The sequence below is a fragment of the Okeania sp. SIO2B3 genome, assembly GCF_010672525.1.
Lineage (GTDB): Bacteria > Cyanobacteriota > Cyanobacteriia > Cyanobacteriales > Microcoleaceae > Okeania.
On sequence record NZ_JAAHGH010000039.1, the window covers coordinates 12,463 to 38,484 of the forward strand.

At 36.0% G+C, this 26,022-nt stretch carries 20 protein-coding genes; 13 read left to right on the forward strand and 7 right to left on the reverse strand.

The genetic code is table 11. The features are described 5' to 3' along the window. Window positions 1–263: 263 nt before the first annotated feature. Window positions 264–2,441 (reverse strand): hypothetical protein, encoded by a 2,178-nt coding sequence (locus tag F6K15_RS21910; RefSeq protein ID WP_293064272.1) that lies wholly within the window; start codon window positions 2,439–2,441, stop codon window positions 264–266. Between the two features lie 435 nt (window positions 2,442–2,876). Further along, entirely contained in the window at window positions 2,877–5,888 is a 3,012-nt protein-coding gene (locus tag F6K15_RS21915; RefSeq protein ID WP_293064275.1) for a GAF domain-containing protein, read from the reverse strand. A 503-nt stretch (window positions 5,889–6,391) separates the two neighbouring features. Here F6K15_RS21915 and F6K15_RS21920 point away from each other — a divergent pair. The 3 genes from F6K15_RS21920 to F6K15_RS21930 all read left to right on the forward strand — a co-directional run bounded on the left by F6K15_RS21920 (window position 6,392) and on the right by F6K15_RS21930 (window position 9,472). Then, window positions 6,392–7,594: a quinone-dependent dihydroorotate dehydrogenase gene (locus tag F6K15_RS21920; protein WP_363268461.1), complete on the forward strand. Its 1,203-nt coding sequence runs from the start codon at window positions 6,392–6,394 to the stop codon at window positions 7,592–7,594. A 478-nt stretch (window positions 7,595–8,072) separates the two neighbouring features. Then, window positions 8,073–8,732, forward strand: a complete 660-nt coding sequence (locus tag F6K15_RS21925) for a vancomycin high temperature exclusion protein (protein WP_293064277.1) — start codon at window positions 8,073–8,075, stop codon at window positions 8,730–8,732. 101 nt (window positions 8,733–8,833) lie between these two features. Further along, complete coding sequence (locus tag F6K15_RS21930; RefSeq protein ID WP_293064280.1) at window positions 8,834–9,472, forward strand: transaldolase family protein; 639 nt, start codon at window positions 8,834–8,836, stop codon at window positions 9,470–9,472. 425 nt (window positions 9,473–9,897) lie between these two features. Here the strand turns inward: F6K15_RS21930 and F6K15_RS21935 are convergent, their stop codons facing one another. Beyond that, the gene (locus F6K15_RS21935; RefSeq protein WP_293064283.1) at window positions 9,898–10,452 is read right to left on the reverse strand and encodes a carboxymuconolactone decarboxylase family protein; all 555 of its coding nucleotides are present in this window, start codon (window positions 10,450–10,452) and stop codon (window positions 9,898–9,900) included. A gap of 739 nt (window positions 10,453–11,191) precedes the next feature. On the opposite strand from F6K15_RS21935, the gene F6K15_RS21940 reads away from it, so the two are divergent. The 3 genes from F6K15_RS21940 to hisA all read left to right on the forward strand — a co-directional run bounded on the left by F6K15_RS21940 (window position 11,192) and on the right by hisA (window position 13,516). After that, on the forward strand, window positions 11,192–11,863 hold the full coding sequence (locus tag F6K15_RS21940; RefSeq protein ID WP_293064286.1) for a TetR/AcrR family transcriptional regulator: 672 nt from the start codon (window positions 11,192–11,194) through the stop codon (window positions 11,861–11,863). A 199-nt stretch (window positions 11,864–12,062) separates the two neighbouring features. Continuing rightward, window positions 12,063–12,707 (forward strand): DUF2459 domain-containing protein, encoded by a 645-nt coding sequence (locus F6K15_RS21945; protein ID WP_293064288.1) that lies wholly within the window; start codon window positions 12,063–12,065, stop codon window positions 12,705–12,707. A gap of 35 nt (window positions 12,708–12,742) precedes the next feature. Further along, window positions 12,743–13,516 carry a 1-(5-phosphoribosyl)-5-[(5-phosphoribosylamino)methylideneamino]imidazole-4-carboxamide isomerase gene (hisA, locus tag F6K15_RS21950; protein WP_293064290.1) on the forward strand — a complete coding sequence of 258 codons (774 nt, stop codon included), beginning with the start codon at window positions 12,743–12,745 and terminating at the stop codon, window positions 13,514–13,516. 392 nt (window positions 13,517–13,908) lie between these two features. Here hisA and F6K15_RS21955 read toward each other — a convergent pair whose 3' ends face one another. The 4 genes from F6K15_RS21955 to F6K15_RS21970 all read right to left on the reverse strand — a co-directional run bounded on the left by F6K15_RS21955 (window position 13,909) and on the right by F6K15_RS21970 (window position 18,437). After that, window positions 13,909–14,535, reverse strand: a complete 627-nt coding sequence (locus F6K15_RS21955) for a class I SAM-dependent methyltransferase (protein ID WP_293064292.1) — start codon at window positions 14,533–14,535, stop codon at window positions 13,909–13,911. Between the two features lie 36 nt (window positions 14,536–14,571). Continuing rightward, entirely contained in the window at window positions 14,572–15,204 is a 633-nt protein-coding gene (gene upp / locus F6K15_RS21960) for a uracil phosphoribosyltransferase (RefSeq protein WP_293064295.1), read from the reverse strand. Window positions 15,205–16,664: 1,460 nt separating this feature from the next. Beyond that, on the reverse strand, window positions 16,665–17,039 hold the full coding sequence (folB, locus tag F6K15_RS21965) for a dihydroneopterin aldolase (protein WP_293064297.1): 375 nt from the start codon (window positions 17,037–17,039) through the stop codon (window positions 16,665–16,667). Window positions 17,040–17,048: 9 nt separating this feature from the next. After that, window positions 17,049–18,437, reverse strand: coding sequence for a URC4/urg3 family protein (locus tag F6K15_RS21970; RefSeq protein WP_293064300.1), 1,389 nt, complete (start codon window positions 18,435–18,437; stop codon window positions 17,049–17,051). Between the two features lie 164 nt (window positions 18,438–18,601). Here F6K15_RS21970 and folK point away from each other — a divergent pair, with 164 nt between their 5' ends. From folK to F6K15_RS22005, 7 genes are all read left to right on the forward strand, one after another. Next, entirely contained in the window at window positions 18,602–19,117 is a 516-nt protein-coding gene (gene folK / locus F6K15_RS21975; protein ID WP_293064303.1) for a 2-amino-4-hydroxy-6-hydroxymethyldihydropteridine diphosphokinase, read from the forward strand. 29 nt (window positions 19,118–19,146) lie between these two features. Further along, window positions 19,147–19,869, forward strand: coding sequence for a bifunctional dihydropteridine reductase/dihydrofolate reductase TmpR (gene tmpR / locus F6K15_RS21980; RefSeq protein ID WP_293064306.1), 723 nt, complete (start codon window positions 19,147–19,149; stop codon window positions 19,867–19,869). A 205-nt stretch (window positions 19,870–20,074) separates the two neighbouring features. Continuing rightward, window positions 20,075–20,947, forward strand: a complete 873-nt coding sequence (locus tag F6K15_RS21985) for a dihydropteroate synthase (protein WP_293064308.1) — start codon at window positions 20,075–20,077, stop codon at window positions 20,945–20,947. A gap of 818 nt (window positions 20,948–21,765) precedes the next feature. Continuing rightward, a complete protein-coding gene (locus tag F6K15_RS21990; protein WP_293064311.1) occupies window positions 21,766–22,329 on the forward strand; it encodes an SDR family NAD(P)-dependent oxidoreductase in 564 nt (187 codons plus the stop codon). Between the two features lie 220 nt (window positions 22,330–22,549). Further along, window positions 22,550–22,957 (forward strand): 6-carboxytetrahydropterin synthase QueD, encoded by a 408-nt coding sequence (queD, locus tag F6K15_RS21995; protein WP_293064314.1) that lies wholly within the window; start codon window positions 22,550–22,552, stop codon window positions 22,955–22,957. A 350-nt stretch (window positions 22,958–23,307) separates the two neighbouring features. Next, on the forward strand, window positions 23,308–24,645 hold the full coding sequence (locus tag F6K15_RS22000; protein ID WP_293064317.1) for a cytochrome P450: 1,338 nt from the start codon (window positions 23,308–23,310) through the stop codon (window positions 24,643–24,645). Window positions 24,646–25,417: 772 nt separating this feature from the next. Then, window positions 25,418–26,017 (forward strand): hypothetical protein, encoded by a 600-nt coding sequence (locus F6K15_RS22005; protein WP_293064320.1) that lies wholly within the window; start codon window positions 25,418–25,420, stop codon window positions 26,015–26,017. The last annotated feature ends 5 nt before the right edge of the window (window positions 26,018–26,022 follow it).

A 26,022-nucleotide genomic window follows, 5' to 3' on the forward strand; every position in this document is an offset into this window, starting at 1 on the left:
ATTTTTGTCTGTTGTCAAATAATATCAAATCCATTTAATTAGCTATACAAACATTCTCCTTCTTCACCATTACCTAATCTTTATAACTGTTTTCTATCCTGAGATTATGTCCAGATAATTAGTGATAGAAAACTTTCTCCTTCTCTTCCTCTTTCTTCCCTCCTGACTCGGTCCTTCCCTTCCCCTCCTGGGAGGGTTAGGGGTGGGTTGACTCCTGACTCCTACCTTCAAAATATTTTATACCGATATTACCGGACTTGATATTACATAATATCTCTCTCAAATTCAAATTCAGAAATTGATTTTTCTCCTTCCTGTTTCTGTTCTCGAACTAAAGGAATTAAATAATTATGAGCTAATTGATAGCTATCTTCTGGTAACTCTGGCAGCAATAAAACTAATCCTCGAGCAACTAATACATCTAAAACTAAATCTAGTTTATTGGCTTCCATTAATAATTCTGATGCTAATTCAGCACGAGTTTTTAGAGGGCGAGTACCATGTTCATTTGTTAATAAGTATAAAACAGATATTGCTGTTCGTCCGTTCAGAAAACCACAATCTTTTATTGCTCCATCTACAAAATTTATTGTGAGTTTTTTGATAGGATTATCTCCTAGTTTATGATATGCTTCAAAAGTTGTAATTGCTTCTTCTTGAAGTTCAGTACCTACTACTTGTAATTCCATCGGACTTACTGTATTATCTGCTGAACTTAAATCTTTTACTACTTGATAAATTAAATCTGGCTCCCAATTTAATTGAGCAGGTTCAATTAAGTTTTTGATAATTTCTTGACTATGATTTGGCTCAAAATTACTTATGTAGTAAAGAATTTCCTTAGATAAAATTTCATAGTTAATTACTGTTTCTAAGTTTGTCAGGCGGTCGCATTCTAATAAGTAATGTAAGTAATTTGTTTGGATAGATAAAACTACTTTAACAAAATTTAAGTTTAAACATTCATATAAAAATTGATAAAGTGGTAGTCTTTGAGCTGGTTTAGGACAGACAGTAAATAACTCTTCAAACTGGTCTAAAATTAATACTTTTAAATTATTTTTTTGATGGTTTTTACGCAATGTTTCTAGTACATATTCTAGATTCCAAGTTGCAGAGTCAGAATTTCTCATCCAATCTGTATAAACTCGCAGTAGTATGGGTGAAATTGCTTGATTATCTTCTGAATTTTCTGCGAGTAGAGTAGGTATTAACCCAGAATTAATTAAAGAACTTTTACCCACACCAGAGACACCATGTATAACTATTAGTTTATGATCCTGGCTTTTGATTCTTGCCACTAAATTATTCACGTCTTCTAGACGACCAGAAACTTTAATTTCTCTAGGAATTATCGGACTACTATCAGATTTTTGTTGTGGTTGTAATGGATTTATTCCGATAAAAGCTTTTAATCCATATTGATGCTCAACTCGTAATTGTTCTTCTTTGATTATGGCAGATTTTCCATATTGGTCTTGGTCAAAATAAAGCTTTTTTAATGCTTTTAATATAGAAATATAAGAGTGTAAATCATGATGGGGGCTTGTTTTTCGTCGCGCTTTTTCTAGTTGATTAACAGTAGCTTGCCACTCTTCTAAATTACTTTGAGATTCACTTAAAATTGAGAAATAAGAATTCTGATCTTGTGCAATTTCTAGAGGATTTGCCATAGATTGATTTTGAATGGCAACTGCTAATTCTGCTAATTGACTAGCATGGTCCCATTTTGACTCGTGCATTGCTGCCTCGGCCAAAAATCCGTAATCTTGAGCAATTTGCTCTTCTGTTCCGTAAGTTAAATGTAGTTCTAAAGCGCGTTGAGCAAGCTTGTATAGATGGCTCCATGCTTCTAATTTTTTCAGAACTTCACCTTGCTGAATGATGAATTTAGCTACTAATTCTTGTCGGTCTATTTGAGCAAATAAATCTAAGCTTTGCTTAAAATTCTTTTGTGCTTGTTGCCAATAATTATTTTTTTGTTCTACTGAAATGTTTAAATTACCTTGATGCTCATAACATAATCCGATATGAAAAAGGACAGCTCCTATTTTTTCTAATCTTTCATTGATTTGTGGAGTGACCACTTCCCCGGGTAAAAGTTTTGTACTTTTTTCCCAGATTAATAGGCTATTTTTAAATTTATTTAATGCTTGCTCTATTTGATTTTTAGCATAATCCTCTCGACCAAGAATAAAATCTATATTGGCAATTTGTAATTGTGATATTTGCTGTCTTTTATAATTACTAGATAAATGTTCAATTGCTGCTTTTAGTTGTTGAGTATCTGTTTCATTCAGGATATTTGAATAGCTTTGAAACTGAATAATATGAGAATCTAAAATATTAGAAAAAATTTTACTGGTACAGTCTTCAATTACACTAATAGCTGTATCATAAATAAGTTGAGCTATATTATTTTTTTTGTATTTGTCAGTCATAGCTAATATTTTTTAATTTTTACTAATAGGCCAGGGAGTTTAAATTTATATTTTTCAATTATGGGAATTAGTTTTAAATTTAATTCATTCTAACACTTTTCAGAATTATAAGTAATATCATGTCCGTTGGAATAGTTACACTTTGGAGAAAGGAAGGCAGAGGGCAGCTATGCTGTTTGCGCAGCATTCCGCACCGAAAGGCAGAAGGGAATATTGGCTCAAGGGTAGAAAGTTTTTTGTTTGCTGATTATCCGAACATTATATAAATAGGTAGTCAAGCAAAATTAATTGTATATTTGACGGTTAGCTTAAGTAGGTAGGAAAAAATATTTTTAGATTGATTTATTGTGCACAAAAGTATATTTTTTATGCCCTACTCCCTAATGACAAATCTTAAATTAATTTTGCACAGGTACTTATGAAATTTTGTAGAAATCAAAGGTGAGCTAAGGGTAAAAGTAACTTACTTTCTACTAAACCACTTTCTTGTAAATTTAACTCCAGTTCTCCTCCCATTTGTTGAATTACTCGCCTACAGATAATTAAATGTTTGCCTGGAGGTGAAACCAAGGGAGAAGGTTCTAATACATCTGGGATAGAAGCAGAGTTAAATTCTGCAATTAATTTTGAGCTAATCTTACCTGCATCAAGAATAGAAATTTCTAGCCATTCTTCATCTAAAATTTGGCATTTTATATCAATTTTTCCTCCTGTTTGAGAACGACGACAGGCACTAATCAAAAGCTCGTAAACAACTAATTCTAACTTAATACTATCTCCATAAATATTCAAATTTCCTTCCCGATGAACTTCTAATTGCAGTTGTCTTTTCTTAACTAGGGAATCAATCCGAATTAGCGATCGCCTCAACAAATTAGCTACAGATACAACATCAAAATTTGCTTGTAAACGCCATTTTTCTTGTTTCAATAATGAAGTAGTAGATGATAAAACATTCCCAATTTGTCGTAATAATTGCTGATAACGTAGATTTGTCAACACATTTTTTTGTTGGGCCGGATTTTCTGATGGAGTATAATGCAATTCACTTAACTGTTTAAAACCAGAACCAACAGTACGGTAAAGTTCTTCTAAACGCCTTTGTTTATACCAATTTAACCACTCTAATTCCTCTCGTTGAGATTCCAAAGTAGTCTTGACTATCAAATAGCGACGAGACCATGCAAACTGAGAAACCAAATTAGTCAATAAATTTTTCAGAGTTTCAGTAGGAGAATTTTGTGGTTGTGGCACTTGTGTTTTTTGCCATAAAATTTTGTGAGGGTCTGCAAGTAACAATATACCCGTTGGTTGATGTTCAACAGCAGTACGCAAAGCAGTTGCTATGACCTGACCGCTATCAAGAATATTGAGCCACCTTAGAGTTTTTGCTGGTACATCACTCACACTCAGATGCAACCAACCATTTGTAGAAATTATTTGTTGAATCCAAGAATCAGTGCGAACTGGAATCGAAATTTTCTCAGTGCTAGTAATATGAGACTCAGGATAACTATAGCTCATAACTCTACCTGTTTGTGATACTGGATACCAGGTAATTAAACCAACTAGGGGAATAGTTTGCAGGTTTATCTCTGCTATTTCCACAATTGCTTGAGCAATAAATTCGAGAAAGTTTCGTTCGAGATGGTCTAGGGATAAATTTCCTAATACACTCTGTTCTCCAACTGGTTCCAAATTTTTCACTTCTTGCAATAATAAGGAGTTGGAAGGGTCGATCGATATTTTTGTTGAATTTGCCTGTATTGTAGTTGGTTGTAAAGTAGTTAAACCAGACTGAAGATATTGCATATATTGCTGCTGCTTGTTTATGATCTGATTAATATGTCTTTGATGCAGGAGAAAACCTAACTGTTGACTGGCAATTTGCACTAATTCTCGTTCATTGCGACTCCAGGTGCGAGGAGTTTCATAACCAATAATTACGAGTCCTTCGGGTTGGTTGTATCGATCGCCTTGATTTTTTGTAATAAATTCTTCTTGCTCCTTTTTCCCCGCTCCTATTGTGCTACACAAGAGAAGAGAACGTACTCCAAGTTTTTCAAAATCTTCCTGCCAAGCACCCAATATATGACTTTCTGACCAATTTTCAATTCCTACTACTTCAGCATTTCGCTCTAGCAAGGTCATATCTTCTTTACTGAGGGGGGGGAGAGCAGTTTTGACTGTTCGACTTTGGGTAGAATGATTTTGATAAACAACTTCAAACTGCCCTCCGTTGCGGATAGTCAACATAAAATATTTAGCACCTAAGCGCTGAGATATTTTTTCCGCTGTTGTTTTTAGGGTTTTCTGCCAATCATCATCACCGTAAATAGCGCGAGTTATGCCTGCAGTTAAGGTTTGGTCTAGTTTAGCTTGACGAATTTTGTCCTGCATTTCTGAGAGGGGAGAAGTTAAAGCTAGCAGTTGACCTACTCCTTGCAAATAGTTTTTTTCATCATCTTGCCATGGACGGTTGTGTTGTTCTTCTACGGCAATAAATCCTAATAATTCGTCTTCTAAGATAATTGGTGCTGCTAATACAGAAGAAGCTCTGATTTGTCGGGTCAGTCTGCGAGTAATATCATTGTCTACAGAAGTGTAATATTCTCCGATACAGATAATTTGTCCAGTTAATAGTACATGATAGAATTCACCTAAATCTTGCAGTGTAATACCAGAAACAGGACGTTTAAAGTCACTCCATTCTACTATTACTTGATGATTACTAGCACGACGCCAAAAATAGCGTCCATTGGGATAATACCAGTAAATATTTGTGCGAGATGGTTGTAAAAATTGATGAGTTATTTCTGCAACTGTTTCGAGGCGTTGATCTAGGGTTGTTAATTTTCCTAATTGAGATAGTAATGAGAGTATTGGTTCATCAGGTCGTTTTGCTTGTTGCTGTTGCCATTCTTTTTCTATTTTTTGTAATGTTTGCCCTAGTTCACCCCAAATTAAAGATAGTAGTGCTTTTTCTTCGGACTCTAAAGAGGTTCCCCACTCTTGTGAACCTATTAAGGCAATACCAAAACATTTTTCTTTGTAATGTATAGGAAAAAAAATGGTACCTTTAATCTGATATGTTTGTGCTATTTTTACCCATTCCCCAACTTGCTTTTCCGCCCTTAAGTCAGCAACTTTAATTGCTTTTATTTCCATTAATACTTGTTCTAATATATCGCCATGACTTATTGTAAATTTTTGTTTGAGAGCAGAAATTTCACCATTGGGAGTAATTCCACCTTTGCCTACTATTTTATTTGCTAATCGATCGTACAGGCATACCCAAATCAAACAACAATCAAATTCTGACTGAAGATAATTTATGACTTTTTTGATGAGGAAATCTAAATCTTCTTCTTCTCTAATTGCTCTAATTATGCTTTCTAAAGCAATCAAATTATTATGATTTTTTTTTGATTTATTTTTTTTGAACATCGATAAATTATCCTCATTATTTAATAGTTATTTTGAGAAGAGAAGAAATAGATTATAGTATGTCAGCTTAATTAGTTAGAGGTCAAAAACTTTCTCTTCCTATGGTCTATTGTCTGATTTATGCTCTCATAACCCATATTCGGCATTCCCTATTACTGTTCATTTATAAGTATTCAACTAGACATAATATTATCAATATTTTTTACTCATAGGTATTAATTTTTATCCGCTAAATCTAGTAAATATGGCTTAATATCAACTTTAGATAAGCCGTGATCAATAAAATATCTTGCTTTTGGTGGTGAGAAACAAAAATTGTCTAAAATTTTCCTGTTGAGACGAGTGCATATCTCTACGTCTTATTGATCAATAATATTCAACTTCACTCGATCTAAATGATATATTAACGATCAATAATTAATTAGTGTGCTTTGATTAAAAAGAGTCTTGTCATCTCAAGATTATACTTTATAAAAATTTGAGTTTTCATTTTTAGTTTTTAATTGTCAACTACTATTTACAATCAAGTGTTAAATATTTATCCTTCTGTCATACTTCCGACTCTATTTTCTGTATTAAAATCCGATCCAGAATGGGTACATCATCAAGCCCTAAATATTCTCAGTTTTATGGATACTAACTCCTCCAGTAAACTAATAAGTGGGTTGCAGACAATGATGCAAAAATCTTTATGTTTTGAGGATATTCGCCTAGAACAAACTTTATGGGGATTAAACTTTAAAAATCCCGTGGGTTTAGCTGCAGGATTTGATAAAGATGGTGTGGCCATTAATGCCTGGCCTCAATTAGGTTTTGGGTTTGCTGAACTTGGTACAGTTACTCTTCATCAACAACCGGGAAATCCTCAACCAAGATTGTTTCGTTTGCCAATGGATCGAGCTGCTTTGAATAGAATGGGATTTAATAATCAAGGTGCTGCTGCTTTAGCTATGAGATTACAATCTCAAGGAAAAAATATTCCAGAGGCTCTCAGATTACAGGAGAATAATTATTCTTTTTATCCGAATTTTTTTCCTTATGGTATAAATATTGGTAAATCCAAGATAACATCTTTAGAGGCAGCAGCAACAGATTATTTAGGTAGTTTTAGATTGTTAAAAGATTGGGGTGATTATTTTGTAGTTAATGTTTCTTCTCCTAATACTCCAGGGTTACGTTCCCTGCAAAATGCCGATAATTTAAGTAAAATCTTAGCAGATTTACAAGCCGAAAATCAAGGAATCAAGCCAATTTTAATTAAGATTGCACCAGATTTAGAAAAGGAAGCGATCGCCTCAATACTAGACCTAATTAAAGCATATCAAATATCTGGTATAATTGCCACTAATACAACTATTAGTCGTGAGGGATTAAAAACTAAAATTCTTGCAGCAACAGGTAAAGCTGTAACTGAAGAAGCAGGTGGAATTAGTGGCGCACCATTAACCCAAAGATCGACAGAAATAATTAAATTCATCTGGCAAGAAACAGAGGGAAAATTACCAATAATTGGTGTAGGTGGTATATTTACTGCGGAAGATGCGTGGAATAAAATTACCGCGGGGGCAAGTCTAATTCAAGTTTATACAGGATGGGTATATCAAGGACCGGGAATGGTCAAACAAATTCTTCAGGGACTACTACAAAAGTTAGATGAAGAGGGATTAAATTCTATTTCTGAAGCTGTTGGTTTAGCAAATAAATAGGTTCTAAGCATTTTCGTTCCGGAATGCTGCGCAAACAGCTATTAGCTGTCAGCTCAAGCACAATAAGACCTCACTTTTGTAGTAAGATTTAACTCTGGCTCAATAAAGCTTTTATCTAATACCAAAAGCCATCGCTGAAGTCCGCAGTTCCTCTGCAGGAGACTAGCTAACGGCTAAGTGCTTACGAAAGTATTTCTTTTTTAATTATGGCTTGCTGATTAATTATCAAACCATTTACAGGTAAAGCTTTGATCCTTCTTGTCTTCCCAAAAAGTGTGCTTGTTTTAGTCTAAAACCCTCAAAAAGTTAGCATAAAAGGCAAACCTTCGGACAGAAAAATTGAGGTACAAAACGCCCGCTCCTACCTCCTATAAATTCCCTATTTCTCCTGACTCGGTCCTTCCCCTCCCAGGAGGGGAGGGGTTAGGGATGGGTTGACTCATACTTTCCATACGCAAACCCTAATTAATTATTGCCTATGTTACCTAAATTATTGTTACTCAATCAACGCTTAGTTATGTGGTTATTAGTATTAACAATACTATTAATTCCTCTGGCTTTAAACTTTTACATCAAAGTAGCTACAAGCAAATATCGCTACAAAAATCCAGAAGAAGTGCCAGCTAAACCTATTGCCATAGTTTTTGGGGCAGGAGTTTGGGAAGATGGTACCCCCACACCAATGTTAGCTGACCGAGTACAAGGAGCGGTTAATTTATACAACATTGGTAGTATTAAAAAAATTTTGATGACTGGTGACAATAGCACCCCTGATTATAATGAGGTAAAAGCTATGGAAGAATATGCTATTAATCATGGTGTATCTGTTGAAGATATTACTCTAGATTATGCTGGTTTTAGCACTTATGAAAGTTGTTATCGGGCAAAAGAAATATTTGGTATTACCCAAGCAGTTTTAGTAACTCAAAACTATCATTTACCTCGTGCAGTTTATACCTGTCGTCAACTAGGAGTAGATGCTCTAGGTTTAGGTACACCAGATTGGGGAAAATTTAGAAATGATTCTATGAGACGTTATTCTATCCGTGAATTTTTGGCAGTCTTAAAAGCATTGTTGGAAGTTCATATTACTCGTCCTAAACCAACTTTTTTAGGACCTTTTGAGGGAATTAGTTAATTAATGGGAAAGGCAGAAATAAACAATTAATAATTAATAATTAATAATTAACAATTACCTCTTCTGTATTGATTTTTTGATGATTTTTAATAGGAGGAAAAATGGTTCTTTATCTTGACTCAGCAATAGTAACAGAAGCAAGAGTTGCCAGTAAATTTGGTTGGATATCTGGGGTGACAACTAACCCAACTTTGCTGGCAAAAAGTGATTTGTCTCCAGAAGCAACATTAAAGGAACTTTCAGAAATTGTTTCAGGAGAATTATATTATCAACTTACTGCTACTAACTTTGATGACATGATGGCGGAAGCGAAAGCTGCATCAAAATTAATTGGTCATAAAATAGTTCTGAAAATTCCGGCAACTGCCACTGGTTTTCAATTGGTATCCCATTTGTCTGAAGATATTGACTGTTCGGTAACCGGAATATATCATCCCGCTCAAGCAGTAGTAGCTGCAGAAGCAGGTGCTAAATATGCGATCGCCTACGTCAACCGGGCAACAAGATTATTGGGAGATGGTTTAAAGTTGGTGCGAGAGATGGCTGAGGTAGTTCAGGGTAGCGGTACAGAAATTTTAGCAGCAAGTGTGAAATCTCCTGATGAGGCTGTGGCCACCTTACTGGCAGGTGCTAATCATCTGACATTACCATTTTCTGTGTTACAAGCAATGACGACCCAGGAATTATCAGAGCAAACTTTTAAAGAATTTAATGAAAAAGGAAGAGGAATTATGTATTAATTGACATTGACACTCCACGGACTAAAGTCGTGTGGATTATTAAGGGTCATAAATTTGACGGACTTTCGTCACGTCAAATTTTACCCTTAATGGCATGGCCAAAGATGTCTCTAATCTGTCCGGGGTAAACCCCCATAAGGTTGCTTTTTATTCCAATATTTGCAGCACCATTGACGCTGGTTTCCCACTTACCGAAATTTTACGATGAGAAAATATCTGTAGGAGGAAGCTAATATGGAGGATAAATTATAGAAATTTCCAAACACAGGCAGAATAATTTTACCCTATTAGCCATTTAGTGTGAATTATTCATGTTTTTACTTCTCGGCCACTACCCTGCTCCCCCACTCAAAAACTTTTCTAAATTTTTTTGAGAAATGGTATAATATCGTATTGGTATTATTTTTTAATTCTGAACTTGAATATTATTCAAATAATAATTCTCTGGCTCCAGCATAACCAGATTCTACTATTTGACAAGCCATTTGTTCATAAACTCCGGACTCATTTGGTGTAGTAGTTGCCAAACCATCTACATAGCGATTAAACATACAAAAAGCTGCTGCAATTAATACTGTGTCGTGAATTTCTCTATCTGTTGCACCTATACTTTTTGCCTTTTGAATATCATCCTCAGAAACTTGTTTGCCACCAAGCTGTACTTTTGCTGCTATTTTCAATAGAGCTTTAAGTTTGTCGGTAATATCTGCATTCTCAACGTTGTCGTAAACTGCATCAACTAAATTACTATTGCGTTTGAGAAGTTGTTTTGCAACCGTACCATGAACACCTGTACAAAAGTTACATTCGTTCAAGTGGGATACATAAGCACCTATTAACTCCCGCTCCTCAACTGATAGGGGTGAGTTTCCTCTCAATAAGGTTTCGCTCAATTCCAACAGTAGTTTGCCTGTATCTGGTCGATATTTCATTAAACCTGCAATGCCTGGAAATCCTGATGGTATATCTATATGTGCCATCTGTCGCTCCTCTTCTGTTTTTGTTAACTAAATGTTTAGTTAGTAACTAAGATAAAGCTTTTAAATGTTGCTTGTCAAGAGTTAACGAAGCAAATGCTAATATTAATTAGGGTTTGCTGAAAAAGTCTTATGGGTGAGGGTAGGAGACAGGAGACAACCCACCCCTCGCCCCTCCCCCTCCCAACCCACCCCTAACCCCTCCCAGGAGGGGAGGGGAGAAATGGCTCGGGAGCGATGAGGTAGGAGCGGGCGTTTTGTAAGAATGATTTTTCTGCCCAAATCTTGCCAAAATACTAAATTTTTGAGTGTTTTAGACTGAAACAGGCGCACTGCAATTCGACCCTAAAAAGGCACTTACCTTTATCTGTAAATACTTTGATATTTAATCAGCAAGCCCTAATTCGCTAAGGATTAAGGCCAAAATATGGCCATATAAATTAGTGTAAAGCTTGGCCTTTTCAGAGCAAGGCATTAACGAAGTCAAAAGTCACAAGCGAGTGTGTAATTCTGAGGTCTCCTACGGGGCGCCTACTGTGCGGAAGTAATTCCGCACACAACCCCTCCAGAATGTAAGACACACTTCATTTCAGTCAGAAGTTAACCCACCCGCGGGGCCCTCCCAGGAGGGGAGGGGAAGTAGGGGATTAAAGCAACCCTCCAAAAACATTTTGCCTTAAAAGACGGGGTTGCGCGACCCAATTATTTTGATAAACTTTTTGGGAGTCTATTTATAAAAGTTGTGAACCATCAAGGCAAAAAAAAACCATCGCCTAACAAGAAAGAAAGGTTGCGTGATCGAGAAGCAACAAAAGCAGAAATTTTAGATGCAGCAGAAGAGGAATTTGCGAAATATGGTTTAGCAGGGGCAAAGATAGATGCGATCGCCGCTCGTACAGGAGTAACAAAAGCCATGATTTACTATTACTTCAAAAGTAAGGATGCTTTGTATCAGGAAGTTTTTCAACGCTTGGTCAGAGAACTTAATCAAATGATTCAGCAGTCGCACCTGGACCAGTTGCCAGCAGAAGTAGCTTTGAAAATGGTAATACGTTCAGCGATCGCCTACGAAGCATCTCATCCGTATAGAGGGAGACTATGGTTCCATGAAGCAATTCAAAATCAGGGTAAATACGGAAAATTAACTGGTTGGCAAGATAGCTTTGTATTTTTAATGGGTATTTTGGAGCGGGGAATAGCAGAAGGAAGTTTCCGGCAAGTTGACCCATTTTTGACAACTATTAATATTCTGGGGATTTGTGTTTTTTATTTTGATGCTCAAGAAAATCTCAGTTATCTCAAACCTGATCGACAACTTTTGAGTCAGGAAATGATTGAAAAACAAACTCAAGAAGTCATCAATTTAGTTCTAGGTGGCGTGCTTTTATATTCAGAAAACTCTAGTAAAGTTTAAAAGACAAAAAAAAGTTAAATTTTTCTATAGTAATTTAATTAGTTTATTTTGGACATCTATAATTAACTTTTAATAATTTGGAAGCTATTCGGGATAGAGGATCGTCATAATGGCTGTTTATATTGATGATCCCTAATCAATAAATCCCCAATATTTTATGTTGAAAAATAGAATTTTTCGATTGGTATTAAGTATTATTTTGTTCATAATCATTTGCTTAATTATTGGTTATTTGACTCCGAGAAATTGGCGCGATAATTCTTGCAATATAAATTTATTAGACCAAGGTATATCTATCTATATTTATAATACTGGTATCCATACAGATATTCTAGTTCCAGTCAGAACTAAAACTTGGGATTGGCAGCAATATTTCAACTTAAAATTAATAGCTAATCCATCAGTTTCCATAAATTATCTAGCTTTTGGCCTTGGCGATCGAGCTTATTTTCTCGAAACTTATACTGGGACATCATTGCCAATTGTGACAATTTTTAAGGCCATGTTCCTACCAACACCCTCTGCCATGAGGGTATTAGCATATAAAAATATTCCTCAACAATATGAAATTAAGTGTGCTATAATTAATCAATCTAATTACCGTAGGCTGATGAAATTCATCAATAATTCCTTCCAGTTAGATGCCCAAGGTAATAAAATAAACCTGCTCGTAGACAATAATTATGGAGGTGGTTTTTATGCAGCAAAAGGTAGTTATTCAATTTTAAGAGCTTGTAATGATTGGACTGCAGAAGGTATGAAATTAGCAGGAATAAAAACTCCTCTATGGTCAGGACTTTCTAGTTCTATTATGTATCATATTAACAGTGGGTGCAACTGTTAAAAAAATAGTAGTTTTGAATACAAAAAATATTTTCTATGAAGATTATTCCCGCAATCGATATATTAGATGGACGTTGTGTACGGTTATATCAAGGAGATTATCAGCGAACGCAAGTGTTTAATGATAACCCAGTTGATGTAGCAAAAAGGTGGGTAGATGAAGGAGCAACAAAGCTACATTTGGTAGACTTAGACGGTGCAAAAGCAGGTCAACCTGTAAATCAAAGGACAATAGAAGCGATTATCAAAGCAGTAGATGTACCAATACAGTTAGGTGGAGGTTTACGCAACTATTCTACAGTGGCAAGTGTGCTTGCTCTTGGTGTCAAACAGGCTATTTTAGGTACTGTAGCGGTCGAACGACCTCAGTTAATATGTAATCTCTGTCAAGAATTTCCTGGTCAAATTATTGTAGGCATTGATGCCAAAGATGGTAAAGTCGCGACTAAAGGGTGGTTAGAAACATCTGAGGTCTCAGCAACTGACCTCGCTCGGCAAATGGCTAAACTAAAAGTTGCGGCGATCGTCTATACTGATATTCGCCGAGATGGTACTCTCAAAGGGCCTAATATACAATCCTTAAGGGAATTAGCTGCTGTCATCAATATTCCCATTATCGCTTCTGGCGGTATTAGTTCAATTACTGATTTGTTAAGTCTGTTAGCATTAGAACCCATGGGGGTAGAAGGTGCAATTGTTGGTCGTGCTTTGTACACTGGTGATATTAGTCTTACAGAAGCAAATCAAGCTGTAGGTCAAGGACGTTGGCAAGATATTCCTCCACATTTAGGATATTCTGCTTTTGCCTAACATCAGATCCGTTTAATTGCATATAGATCCAATTTAGACTGATATAGAATAGGAAATATAGCAGGGAATAGCGGTGCGACCCCGCGTTGGTGGTATACGTACCTGGTAGTGCACTCGGTGTGAGGCAAAAGTGGGAAAACATTTTCCCTGATTAGGTTCATCATCAGTATTTGAGTCAAACACCAACTCGTTCCTTGCTATTGTTTCTGTGTTGATCATTCTCATTCTTGATTCCCTCAAAGTCTAGGATATTTCACAATTCAAATCATAAATTAGTTAGAAAAAATGATTTAATTGCAGTTGAATGCTTAAATATTAAACGGCATCATAATATAACACCAATGCTACTGGATTTGATATCATTAGGTTATTTTTCTAATACCTACAACCTATCACCTACCACCTTCTGACAATTCTTTAGTAAAAATAGTTAGTAATACTGCTCCTAACAAATAGTGATTTGCTTGTAAATTTAATCCAACTTCTTTACCTAATTGTTCGCGAGCTGTTGGACTATAAAGCTTAATTCCACCAGGAGTAATACTCAAAGACTGAAATTCATCTTGCCACTTAAAATAGGAATCAACTAAATAGAAAAATCCTCCTGGGCGTAAAACTCGACTCACTTCATTAAATACTTGCTGAGGATGAGGATAATGTAAAAAACTAATTGTATTAAAAACGGCATCAAATTGTTCATTAGCAAAAGGCATTTCTTCAGCATTTCCTAGTAAAAATGTTACACTTTCTGGATGACGATTACGACTATTAGCTTGATCGACCATTTCGGGAGATAAATCTAAACCAGTACCTTGAAGATTGGGAAATTTAACAGCAAGACGATGCAGAAGTTTTCCAGTACCACAACCTAAATCTAGTACATTTGCTGGACTTGGCAAATTTACATATTCCAGTAATCTTTGATGTACCGCTTGATAAACTACAGATGGAAATAACCAATCATAATTAGGTGCCCAAAGATCGAAAAATTTTTGTTTAGAGGAAGTATTATTTGTCATATAGCAATGATGTTTGAGTTTATAGGAAAATAAATATTATTTCGTTCCATACAAGCGATCGCCTGCATCTCCTAATCCTGGAATAATATAACCATGTTCGTCTAATTTTTCATCAATAGCAGCAGTATATAAAGATACCTCTGGGTGATTTTCATGGAAATGTTGAATTCCCTCTGGTGCTGCCAATAAACACAGAAATCGAATTGATTCTGGGTTAAATTCTTTAATCCGATCGACTGCTGCTACTGCTGAATTTCCAGTTGCCAACATTGGGTCAACTATTAACACATCTCGCTGGTCAATATCATGGGGGACTTTGAAATAATATTCTACAGCAACTAAAGTGCTAGGGTCACGATACAAACCAATATGTCCTACTCTTGCTGTAGGTATTAGCTCTAAAATTCCATCAAGAAGTCCTTGACCTGCTCGCATAATGGAAACAATCACCATTTTTTTTTCAGCAGCTAACATTGGTGCTTCCATTAATGTCATTGGTGTCTGAATTTGTTGATATTTTATGGGTAAATCGCGAGTTACTTCATAAGCTAATAACATTCCTATTTCTTTGAGCAGTTGGCGAAATTGAGCAGTGGTAGTCTCGACTTGACGTAATAATGTCAATTTATGCTGAACTAATGGATGATTAATGATAGTAGTTTTTGTCATTTTATGACCTAGTTGAATTCATCAGGAAGAACTAAGAAGGAAGAAGGAAAAATCTGGCGTTGTCTAATTTTTAAGCTTTTTATGTGTTCTAACCTTTGTTTCAACTGCTATAATTACTGATTAATTAAGTGGGCATAAATCAACATTCACCTCCACTCCATAGTGGATAATTTTTATATTTTTACCGAATAATTAAGGTAAAATGCCTCTCCTTTAAAGGAGAAACAAGGTTTATAAATCAGCTCTAAAATAGAGACCTTTAGAGACTGTTTGTTAGCTAAAGATTATAGGGCTTGCTGATTAAATATAAAAGCATTGACAGATAAGGGTTTTAGCCTTTTTCGGTCGAAAAAAGTGCCTGGTTTTCAGTTGATTTGGCTCAAAAAGTTAGCATAAAAGGCAGGGGGATAGCAAAAAAAATCACTCTGACAAATATATCCGACTATCTCCTTTATAATTCCTCGTTTCTCCTAATTACTCTGTACTCCCCTTTTCCCCTCCTGGGAGGGGTTAGGGGAGAGTTTCCTACTCCTTAAAAAGACTTTTTCAGCAAACCCTAAGTAGGGTGTGTGAGGGCACCCTTACCATTTCTAGAATAATGCTCGCTTTTACACCTCACCCACCGCGTGCTGTGGTATAGTCCCTTACGTGAAATTAACGCACCCTACTGGACCGACACAGCTAAAATGGTGCATTAGAGGAGTAGGGGAGTAGGGGAGTAGGGGAGAAAGATTTTTGTTGAGTTTATCCTACGGATAAGCTGCGAAGATCAGTCCCTCAACCCAACCTACAGTTATTGCAACATTTAAGCCCACATTCGGAACTTCAATTTGTAACATCAAAAGTAGTATGCAAATCCGTAGCTTGGTAAGTATTTATACTATGCAAATCATCTCAATTACTTTTTTCGTTGATCAAATTCCGAGTCAAAAATTTACGCATAAATACTTGCAGTATTGATGACTCAATCACGGCAGCTATGATTTTCTTCTAAAATTCTGTCTCCTGTCTCCCCCTCCCCTCCTGGGAGGGGTTAGGGGTGGGTTGGGAGGGGTTAGGGGTGGGTTGTCTCCTGACTCCTGATTCTATACTACATTTTGTGGTGCGGAATGTGGGTTTAAGGTGAAATAGTCCACTACTAGACCTACTAGACCGACACAACTAAAATGGTAGATTATATCATTGGGGGCGGGTTTATCTAATTTGTTAAGACTCATTAATTTAACGTGGAACCCGTCCCTACTATTGCAACATTTTAGGTGTGTCACGCCACTACGTGATTTAATATTCATTTTACAAACACTCTCTTAGCTGAAACGTCTCTAGAGCAAATTTAGATAGAATTTACAATAGTAGGGAGGTACATTTTTTTAACTTTATTAAATTCTCTAAAAATCAAAATAAAGTATGTACTTTACCACATTAAAAAATCGTCTAAATTAGCAAATTTATTAACTAAATTAGTTATATACTAATGCTTCCTTTGCTCTAGTAATTTCAATAGTAACTTTGCCACTAAAATCCGGTATTGGAGCTGCTAACTTAGTTAAACTAACCTTAACATTTTGTACTAATGGTTCTTTCAAAATAGCCGTAGCGATCGCATCAGCTACTTTTTCTAACAAAGCAAACTTAGAATTTTTCACAAGCTGTTGGACAGTATTAACTATGCTGCCGTAATCTACAGTATCTTCTAAAGCATCGCTTTGACTAGCAGCATTCAAATCTAACCCTAGAATTAAATCTACTTCAAACCATTGTCCCAATACTTTTTCTTCTGGAAAAAACCCGATGTACCCGTAGCAGCGAATTCCAGTAATTGAGATTGAGTCCATAATTACTAATTAAAAAACTGTTCCATCACTTTTTATTTTAATCGGAGGCGCACCATCTTTTCTTAATTCTTTTGCTATTTTTCGCCCTGCGGTCCATGTGCCACCTTGTAAGACTTTTACCAGTGGTAATTCTGAGGCATTTAAGTTAAGTTTTTCTTGAATTACTTGAGCAACTTTGTCTAAAAGACTAATAGTTAGTGCTCTCCATTCTACAATAATTTCTGAGCCTGGTAAATGTTGTTGTTGTACAATCAAAGGATTTTTGATTTTTATTAGTTCCATGTCTATAAATAAGCCACCATTCCGATATTCTGCTAATCCAGTTAAATCATCTAATCCAATTATGTTTAAACCCAATTCTTGTAATGGTTCTAGCAATGAATATGTTAACCATTGAGATAATTTATGAAAAGGTATATATTCATCCCCCAAGCGATCGCTTTTGAGTAGAGAATGAGGCCAAACATCCCCTAAATTAATCCCTGAAATAGTACTGCGCCCTGGCCAAATATCACCTAATCCCTCCAATACAGTATTTAATACTAAAGTAGCTTTAATTACTTCTTTATCTTTTCTGTTCTGTGGCGGGTTTAATACCCCACCATCTACACGGTGCTGAAAATTGTTTGGGGTTTGAGTCCATAAGCAATCTTTCCTTCTGCTTCCCCCCCTTTCAAAGGGGGGTAGGGGGGATACCTTCTTCCTTCTGCCTTCTTCAATGGCCTGATTTTGCCACAAATAATCAACCATATTTCCTGGACGTGGACTATCAATGCCAAATAACTGAGAATTTTGATTTAACACTTGTCCCAAGCGTTGCAGCAATTCCAGACGACCTTCAAGACCCACCAAGGGATTTTCTGGACTAACTTGGAATCCTTGAGTTAAAGTCTGGACATCAATTTGGGAAAGTCCTCTAGTATCTGCTTGCCAGGGAAAATCGGGATTACTAGAAAAAAAACCTTGGCAAAATAGTCGGAAACTACAAACTGCTAGACCTTCCGAACGACTAAATATTAAGCCAGTTTCAGGTTCAGTGTATTGCCAGTTTGCCCCGGCACCTGCATCTAGTAGTACACTAATAATGGCTAAATCAAATTTTACTTTGGCCTTTTCTACAGGCGTGAGTCCAGCCAACATTTGGTCAAGTTCAGCTAGGCGAGGTATATCTCCTACTTGGAAATGTTGCCAACGACTATGGAAGGGTATGTTTAATGTGGGATAGCGATCGTAAATAATATTAATGACATAATTAGCACATTTATCTAGTTGAGTTAAATCGATTCGAAAATTATTGAGTTGGTCTTGACAAGCAAGATTAAATATGCGATTGCACCTTTCTCGAATGGCCTCGGGAGTTCTTAGATATGTAATAATTTCTGGGATTTTTTTATTCATTAAAAGTCAGAGTTAAGGAATATAATATAAATAGTAAGCTAGAAAAAAACTATCACAAGCATGATGCTATTAAGCACAATTTAGTTGATGAGAAACTTGGATAGTTTCTTGTTAGTTTTTCTAAATTTAATTCAGCCAAAAATCAGGTCAAAAATTCCCCAGTAATGTCTAATCAAACTCACTTCAGTCAATCAGAAAAACAAGAGAATAATGTAGCTGTGGCTCTTGGTAGTAATCTCGGTGATTCTTTAACTATTCTCGAAAATGCAATCCAAACTTTATCAAAAACTCCAGGTATTACCTTAAAGACTTATTCTAGCTGGTATCGGACTAAACCTATTGGTCCAGAACAACCAGATTATCTCAATGGTTGTGCATTATTAAAAGTAGAATTAACACCCCATAAACTATTAGAAATTCTCTTAGATGTTGAACAACAATTTAAGCGAGTACGTTTAGAACATTGGGGACCTAGAACTCTAGACCTAGACTTAATCTTATATGATGATTTAATATTAGATACTCCAAACCTGCAAATACCCCATCCTCGGATGAGAGAAAGAGCTTTTGTGCTTGTACCCCTAGCAGAAATAGCTCCTGACTGGATAGACCCAGTATCAGGAAAGGCGATCGCTCAACTTCTAGAAGAGGTAGAATGTGATGGAGTATCTAAACTTTAAACTGGCAAGTTAAAATAGCGATTCTACTAATGATTAAAAAAGCACTTGTTACAGGTTCAGCAGTGGGAATAGGCAGAGTGATCGCTCTAGACTTAGCTAGCAAAGGATTTGATGTAGCATTTCACTATAATAAAAGTGTAGAAGCAGCCAATCAAGCAAGTCAAGAAGCAACAAGCTACGGAGTCAAATCTATTGCTCTACAAGCAGATGTGACTAAACCAGAGCAAGCTCAGTCTCTTGTGGAAAATGCAGCAGAAAAACTAGGAGGGTTATCTGTTGTAGTTAATAATGTGGGCAACTATTTGGAAAAACGAATCAGTCAAACATCTATAGAAGAATGGCATCAAATGCTTGATTCTAACCTAAATTCCACTTTCTATGTTACTCAAGCAGCAATTCCTTACTTGAAAACAGCAGGGTGGGGACGTATCATTAACTTTGCCTTCGCTAGTGCCCAAAATGTGATAGCAAGTAATATACAAACAGCCTATAGAGTTGCTAAGACTGGTATTATAATCTACACTAAGTCACTAGCTAAAGAGTTAATTAAGGACAAAATTACTGCCAATGTCATTGCTCCAGGAGTCGCAGAAAATTCTGTTGGTTTAGACGAAAAAACTATCTCTCTCCTACCAAATAAACGACCCGCAACTTTAAAAGAAATCAGCAATGCAGTTGTTTTTTTTATCACTCCTGAAGCAGATTACATTACAGGACAAGTTTTGGAAGTAGCAGGGGGTATGAGATTGTAGCTGTACATAGATTCCCTAGATTATGATTGCATAGATGTTTTGAAAGTAAGGCTGTAAACCCCTCCTCAACCCCCCCTACAAAAAGAGTTGTTCATAACAGCTATTCCTGGGCAATGGGAGTTAGTAGGGAATTTTGGCCAGACTGAAAATTACTATTTTTGATTACAGGAGTTGAACAATGCTTACTCTAGCAGATATTTGCGAAGTGTATGACAAACATCAGGATGACTACAATACCCAAGTTGAAGAATTCACTATTGGGAATAAAAAGTTTAACTTTAATTCTCAAACAGCGCTTTTAGGAATTATTAATCTTTCCACTGATTCTTGGCATAATCACGCTATCTGTTACACCCCCGAACAAGCTATTGAGCGTGGCAAGGTTTTAACAGCTCAAGGTGCCGACATTATAGATATTGGTGCGGAATCTAGTGTACCAAAGACACAAAGAGTTGATGAGTTTAAACAAAAAAGTTCACTTTTGCCTGTAATTGAAGCTCTTACTCAAGAAGGTGTATTGACTTCAGTTGAAACCTATTACCCTGAACTTGCAAGAATTTGTTTAAAAGCTGGTGCAAAGGTTGTTAACTTTACTGGAACTGAAAATAGTGAAGAAATGTATCGAGCTGTAGCTGATTTCGATGCAGCAATCATTATTTGTTACCTTCAAGAAAAAAACGTTAGAGATGTAAAGGACTTCGATTATACATTAGCTAATGACCCAATAGATTTAGTCTATGATTATTTTGGCAAAGAGATAGAAAAAGCAACTAAACTAGGAGTCAAAAAAATTTTTGTAGATCCAGCAGTCGCTCTTCTTGGCCCTAGAAAAGAAGGTTTATATGCGTCAACTCAGATTAAATATCAAATCAGAAGCCTTTTAAATGCTTTTCGGCTAAGAAAATTAGGGTTTCCAGTTTTACATACGCTCTTCACTGCCAAAGAAATTTTTGGAGAAGAACTCAGAAGTGGTCAAGTTTTTACCTCAGTTTTTGCAGCATTAGGAAAAAATGATATGCTCAGAACTCACGAAGTTTCTAAAGTTAAAGCTGTTTTAGAGTGTATGAGTTTATTTTGACATCCTCCCCGGGGTTGACGCTTTGCTTCGCATAGCTGTCGCTAACACAGGGTGCTGCTTCCTTGGCGGTAGTCTGATGCTTCCCTCCACGTCCGTTTAGAGTTTCCGTTAGCGTAGCTCCTCCGGAGGAGGCGTGCCCCCCGGCAACTAATAACAGTTTAGCATATATCCAATTCACTTGCATGCTCAAATAAAAAGTCGCCCTACAAGGGCGAGGCTTTAAACCCAATTTTTCGGTAAAAGTTTGGATGTTAAGATTTAGCTCACTCCATAGGAAGAATCCAAATTTTTGACGTTGGTGAATTGTAATGCTTTTGCCTCAAATATCTATAGTTTTGCGGTTCATAAGTATTGAAGAGCATTACCTGATCGGCAACCCCAAATTTTTTAATCTCCCTCACTAAGAATAGGTTAGGAATGTCCGTCCGTTTTACAGCACAGAGGATGTCAAAATTTATCTCAGATAAAATTTGTACAACTTAATTTTTACCGAATAATTAATACAGGACTTACGCAAAGACACTATTTATAGAGTAAATTAACTGTTGGACAATAGTTTTGAGTGTTATATATAGCATATCTGCGTAAGTCCTATAATAATTAAATAATTCGCGCCTTGAAGCCTCCCTTTTTAAGGGAAAAAAAGCGGTCGATCTTCGTAGCTTCCCGAAGGGTGGGATGGATGGGTTTCCTAACCATATCCATGAGACTAAGATAAGAAATAATATTACCTTATATTCAATTCCATAACGGTTTTAACCAGAGGTAATTATCAATTATTCATTAATGAAATGGCTCCTAAATTTAGCTTAAGGACAATGATCAAAAAATCACTTGTAACAAGTTCAGCAGTGGGAATAGGTAGAGCGATCACTCTCGACTTAGCAAGTAAAGTATTTGATGTAGCCTTTCATTATAACAAAAGCGTAGAAGCAGCCAACCAAGCAGCTCAAGAAGCAACTAATTATGGAGTAAAAGCGATCGTCAAACAAGCAGATATTACCAAACCCGAACAAGCTCAGTCTCTAGTCGAAAATGCAGCAGCACAATTGAGTGGTTTATCAGTAGTAGTTAATAATGTGGGTAACTACCTGAGAAAACCCATTAGCAAAACATCTATAAAAGAGTGGCAAGAAGTTATTAATTCTAACCTTAATGCCACTTTTTATATTACTAAAGCAGCACTTCCCTATCTCAAAGCAGCAAATGGCGCACGCATAGTTAATTTTGCTTGTGCCAGTGCCCAAAAAATGGCAGCACGCCAGACTAATACAGCTTATATAATTGCCAAAACTGGTATTATCATCTATACTAAATCATTAGCTGTGGAGCTAATAAAAGATAAAATTACTGTTAATGTAGTATCTCCTGGAGTCGCATAAAATTCTTGGGATATAGAAGAAATGATTCCTAAATAACCAGTTAAACGTCCAGCAAAGTTGACATAAATTAACCATGCTGTTTGGTTTTTTATTAACCCTAATTATAATTATATTACAGGGCAAGTTTTGGAAGTTTCTGGTGGTTGGAGTTTGTAGTTATAATTTTTTTATCCAGATTTCTGAAAATTTATATTATTGATTATTTCAACATAAAATCACAATGACATCAAATTCAGAAACTTGGATAATAGGTAAAGAATTTAGATTTGAAGCTTCCCATCAACTACCTAATCATGATGGGAAATGTGCAAGATTACACGGTCATTCTTGGCGCGGCATTATTTATGTTTATGGTAATAAATTAGAAGATTCTGGATCAAAGCAGGGTATGATTATGGATTATGGAGATATAAAAAAATATCTAAAACCCCTACTTGATGATTATTTAGACCATTATCACTTAAACGAAACTACAGGCTTAGTTAATCCTACTAGTGAAGCGATCGCTAAATGGATTTATGAGCAATTAGAAGATAAAATTCCTGGACTTGTAGCAGTTAGAATTGATGAAACTTGTACGAGTCAATGTATTTATTCAAAAGGAAAAAGTAATTTTTTGATTCTATAAAATTAGGAGCGCTATACTAACTTATTACTCCTAAATTGGTTGTGATAAATTTGAGTGTATTTATTTTGTCAGCATTTCCTCCGGAATGCTGACAGCTGAATGCTTACTTTATTTTTTTCAGAAAAAATATTTTTTTGATGTTATGGAAGTTGCTATTTTATTAGGATTAATTTGGGGTAAATGATATTAGGTAAAGGCACTAAATTATTTGTAGTAGGCAAAAAATATAACCTTAGAAATATATAGTTTTTAGAACTAAAAATGCTTCAGTTATGTAAATTTAAATTAATTTGTCACAGGTACTTATGATTGGTAAGATTGCCAAATTATTACTATAAATAAATAACAAAATGAAATTACTTAGTATATTCATTTTACTTAGTATCACTACTACCGTGTTGGCCTTGATAATCTTAAGTTTTCCCTGGAGACATCCCTTGCTCACAAACCTACAGATGAAATCTTTATTAGGTGCATTTCGGATATTATGGGGAATTTATTTTCGAGGCAAGTACAGTTATACTCAAGTCACCTTGATTGAGTCAGAAAAATATGTTTTACCAACAACATTAAAAGAGTTTGCCGATACTGAAAAAAATATCATCAGACAACCTTCTCGTCCAGTGGGCATGGAATATTTCTTTGCTGGTTTTGTCTACCCATTCTTACCCCTTGACTTAAGCGGTTCTGAGACCCCTAGTTGGCAGCGAATAATGCAGGGGTTTAAGGCCATTATGTCCCACTTCGAGCTTGAGGACAGATGTGGAGCGATCGCTACAACGCAAGTGTATAAGTTAACGAATTTAGAAGAAGAGTTAGTTATAGATAACATTTTGCGTTGCTTGATTGTAGATATAATGTGGTGTGCTATTTTGGATGTTGAAACAAAGGATGATAGCTGGGAGTTAAATACTAAGCAACTTCTATACAACCTGATTGAAGATATTTCCCTTTGCTTTACAGAAAATCTAGACCCTGACTGGAAACAACGTTTGGAATGGTGTAAACATCTTGCCCACTTCTTTGAAGAGGGTGGGAAAAATAGTAGCAATTTGGATTTTTTGGTTCAGTTAAGAATTACTTATTCTTTATCAATGCAAGAATGGTTAACAGCTATTGTTATGGAATTTTTTGTCACCCCTGCTTTAGAAATTAGTGAGGTTATTACTAATATTTTTAAAGAATATGAAGACCATCCAGAAATTCTAGAACGTGCTGTTAAGGATAAGAAATATCTGAGAGCTGTGATTTTGGCAATAGCTTGTAAGTATCCTGTTCTAGAAAATATGTTTCGCGTAGCTGATGGTAAGGATGTGCCCTATCATATTAATGTTGAAGTTGCTGATCAAACTGACTTACAATTTAATCCAGAAGATTTCTGCTCAAATAGTCCTCCCCCCTACCAATGGATCGGTTTTGGTAGTGGCCCTCGTGTTTGTAAGGGGCGTGTTCTGGCTATAAATATTATTGAATCTATAATAAAAGCTATCTACACCAAGTTTGAGGGATGGCCTAAAATGGAAATTAGCAGTGGTAGGCGGGTACATCCTAGTGTTTCGTTAGATGAGCGATTTTTACGTCTTTATGGCAGGGCATGGGTTGGCCGTGTTTTTTATAGGATAGATAAAGTCATCCGACCTTCTTGCCCTCCTGCTCGCTTATATTTACCAGATTCTCTTTTTTCCTGATTAGGTTCAAGCTATAGCGCTGCGCGCAGGCAACAGGCAACAGGCAACAGGCAACAGGCAACAGGCAACCCACCCCTCGCCCCTCCCCCTCCCAGCTATCCCTGATAAGGAACTCCTGAAACCCTTGTAGGAAGGTGGGGAAGAGGGGGAAGAGGGGGAAGAGGGGGAAGAGGGGGAAGAGGGGGAAGTAAGAATTTTGTCTACAGTCCTCACACTTGCGTGTATTTTTCAATACAATTTTCTCCCGAAAAAGCCGCTCTTAGACTTACACATAACTTGTCTTTTTTGTCTACGTTTTATGTTAAGAAAGATGTTTATAAAGCATAGCCCTCCCAGGAGGGGAAGAAAAAGCGGATAATATAAAACTTTTAGTTATTGGACAATTCCTGTAATTTGTAAATATGCCAGCGCACATTGCTATACAACCCACATTCCGCACCACAAAATGTAGCATAAACATATAAGTCAAAAGTCAAAAGTAAGAAATAAAAGTAAAGTGGTCAATAGGAGTCAACGATTTAGTAAGTATTTATGCTGAATATTTAACTGACAATTTGACTCTTGATAAAGGTAAATGAAGATAATTTATATAGTATCTGTACCTAAGCAAGCTACGGATTTTATACTAACTTTCATGTTACAAATTGAAGTGCGGAATATGGGATTAAAAATTTGACAAAATGGGTATTGTATGATTTTTGGAGATGGCGATCGCTATGCCAATCAGCAGTATAAGATATACTAAAAGGTTAGAGGCTAGGGAATTAAAAAAATGGTCAACCAAAAACAACCTATCTTAAATAACGATGAAGTTAAACAACTTTTTATTAAAGGCGTTAACATTTTTTTAGCAGGGTCAGCAATTGCATTAGTATTTGGATTTATGATTTGGTTTGTCCATGGAACTATTATGGTTTCTGACCTATCAGAGAAAATTGTTGCTAAAGGTTGGGGTGCTTTAATTGCACTAATGGCTGTATTTTTATCTTTTATTGTACCTTCAATTGTTACTCTTTTCGGATTTGCGGTAATGGCATTATTGGTGTGGTGGTTATCTCGGGTTTTTTCCCAATATGAAGAATTTCAACCTACTGCTTTAATTGTTTATCAATTAGTAGCACCTGTGGGAATGATAGCTGCTTTAATATTAGCTTCACCAGTGTTGATTTCCTATGCAGTTATTCGTTTATTTAATGGTAGTGGACAAGCATTAATTTCGGAAGTGAAAGAAGCATCAAGTATTCTCTTGCCACTTGAATCTGATAATAAATTTATGAGTGGAACTCCAGCAGTTGAAACTCAATATTTAACAAGGGAAAAATTGATGAGTGAAACTCAAGTTAAAACTCAATATTTAGAAGGAGAAAAATAATTGTT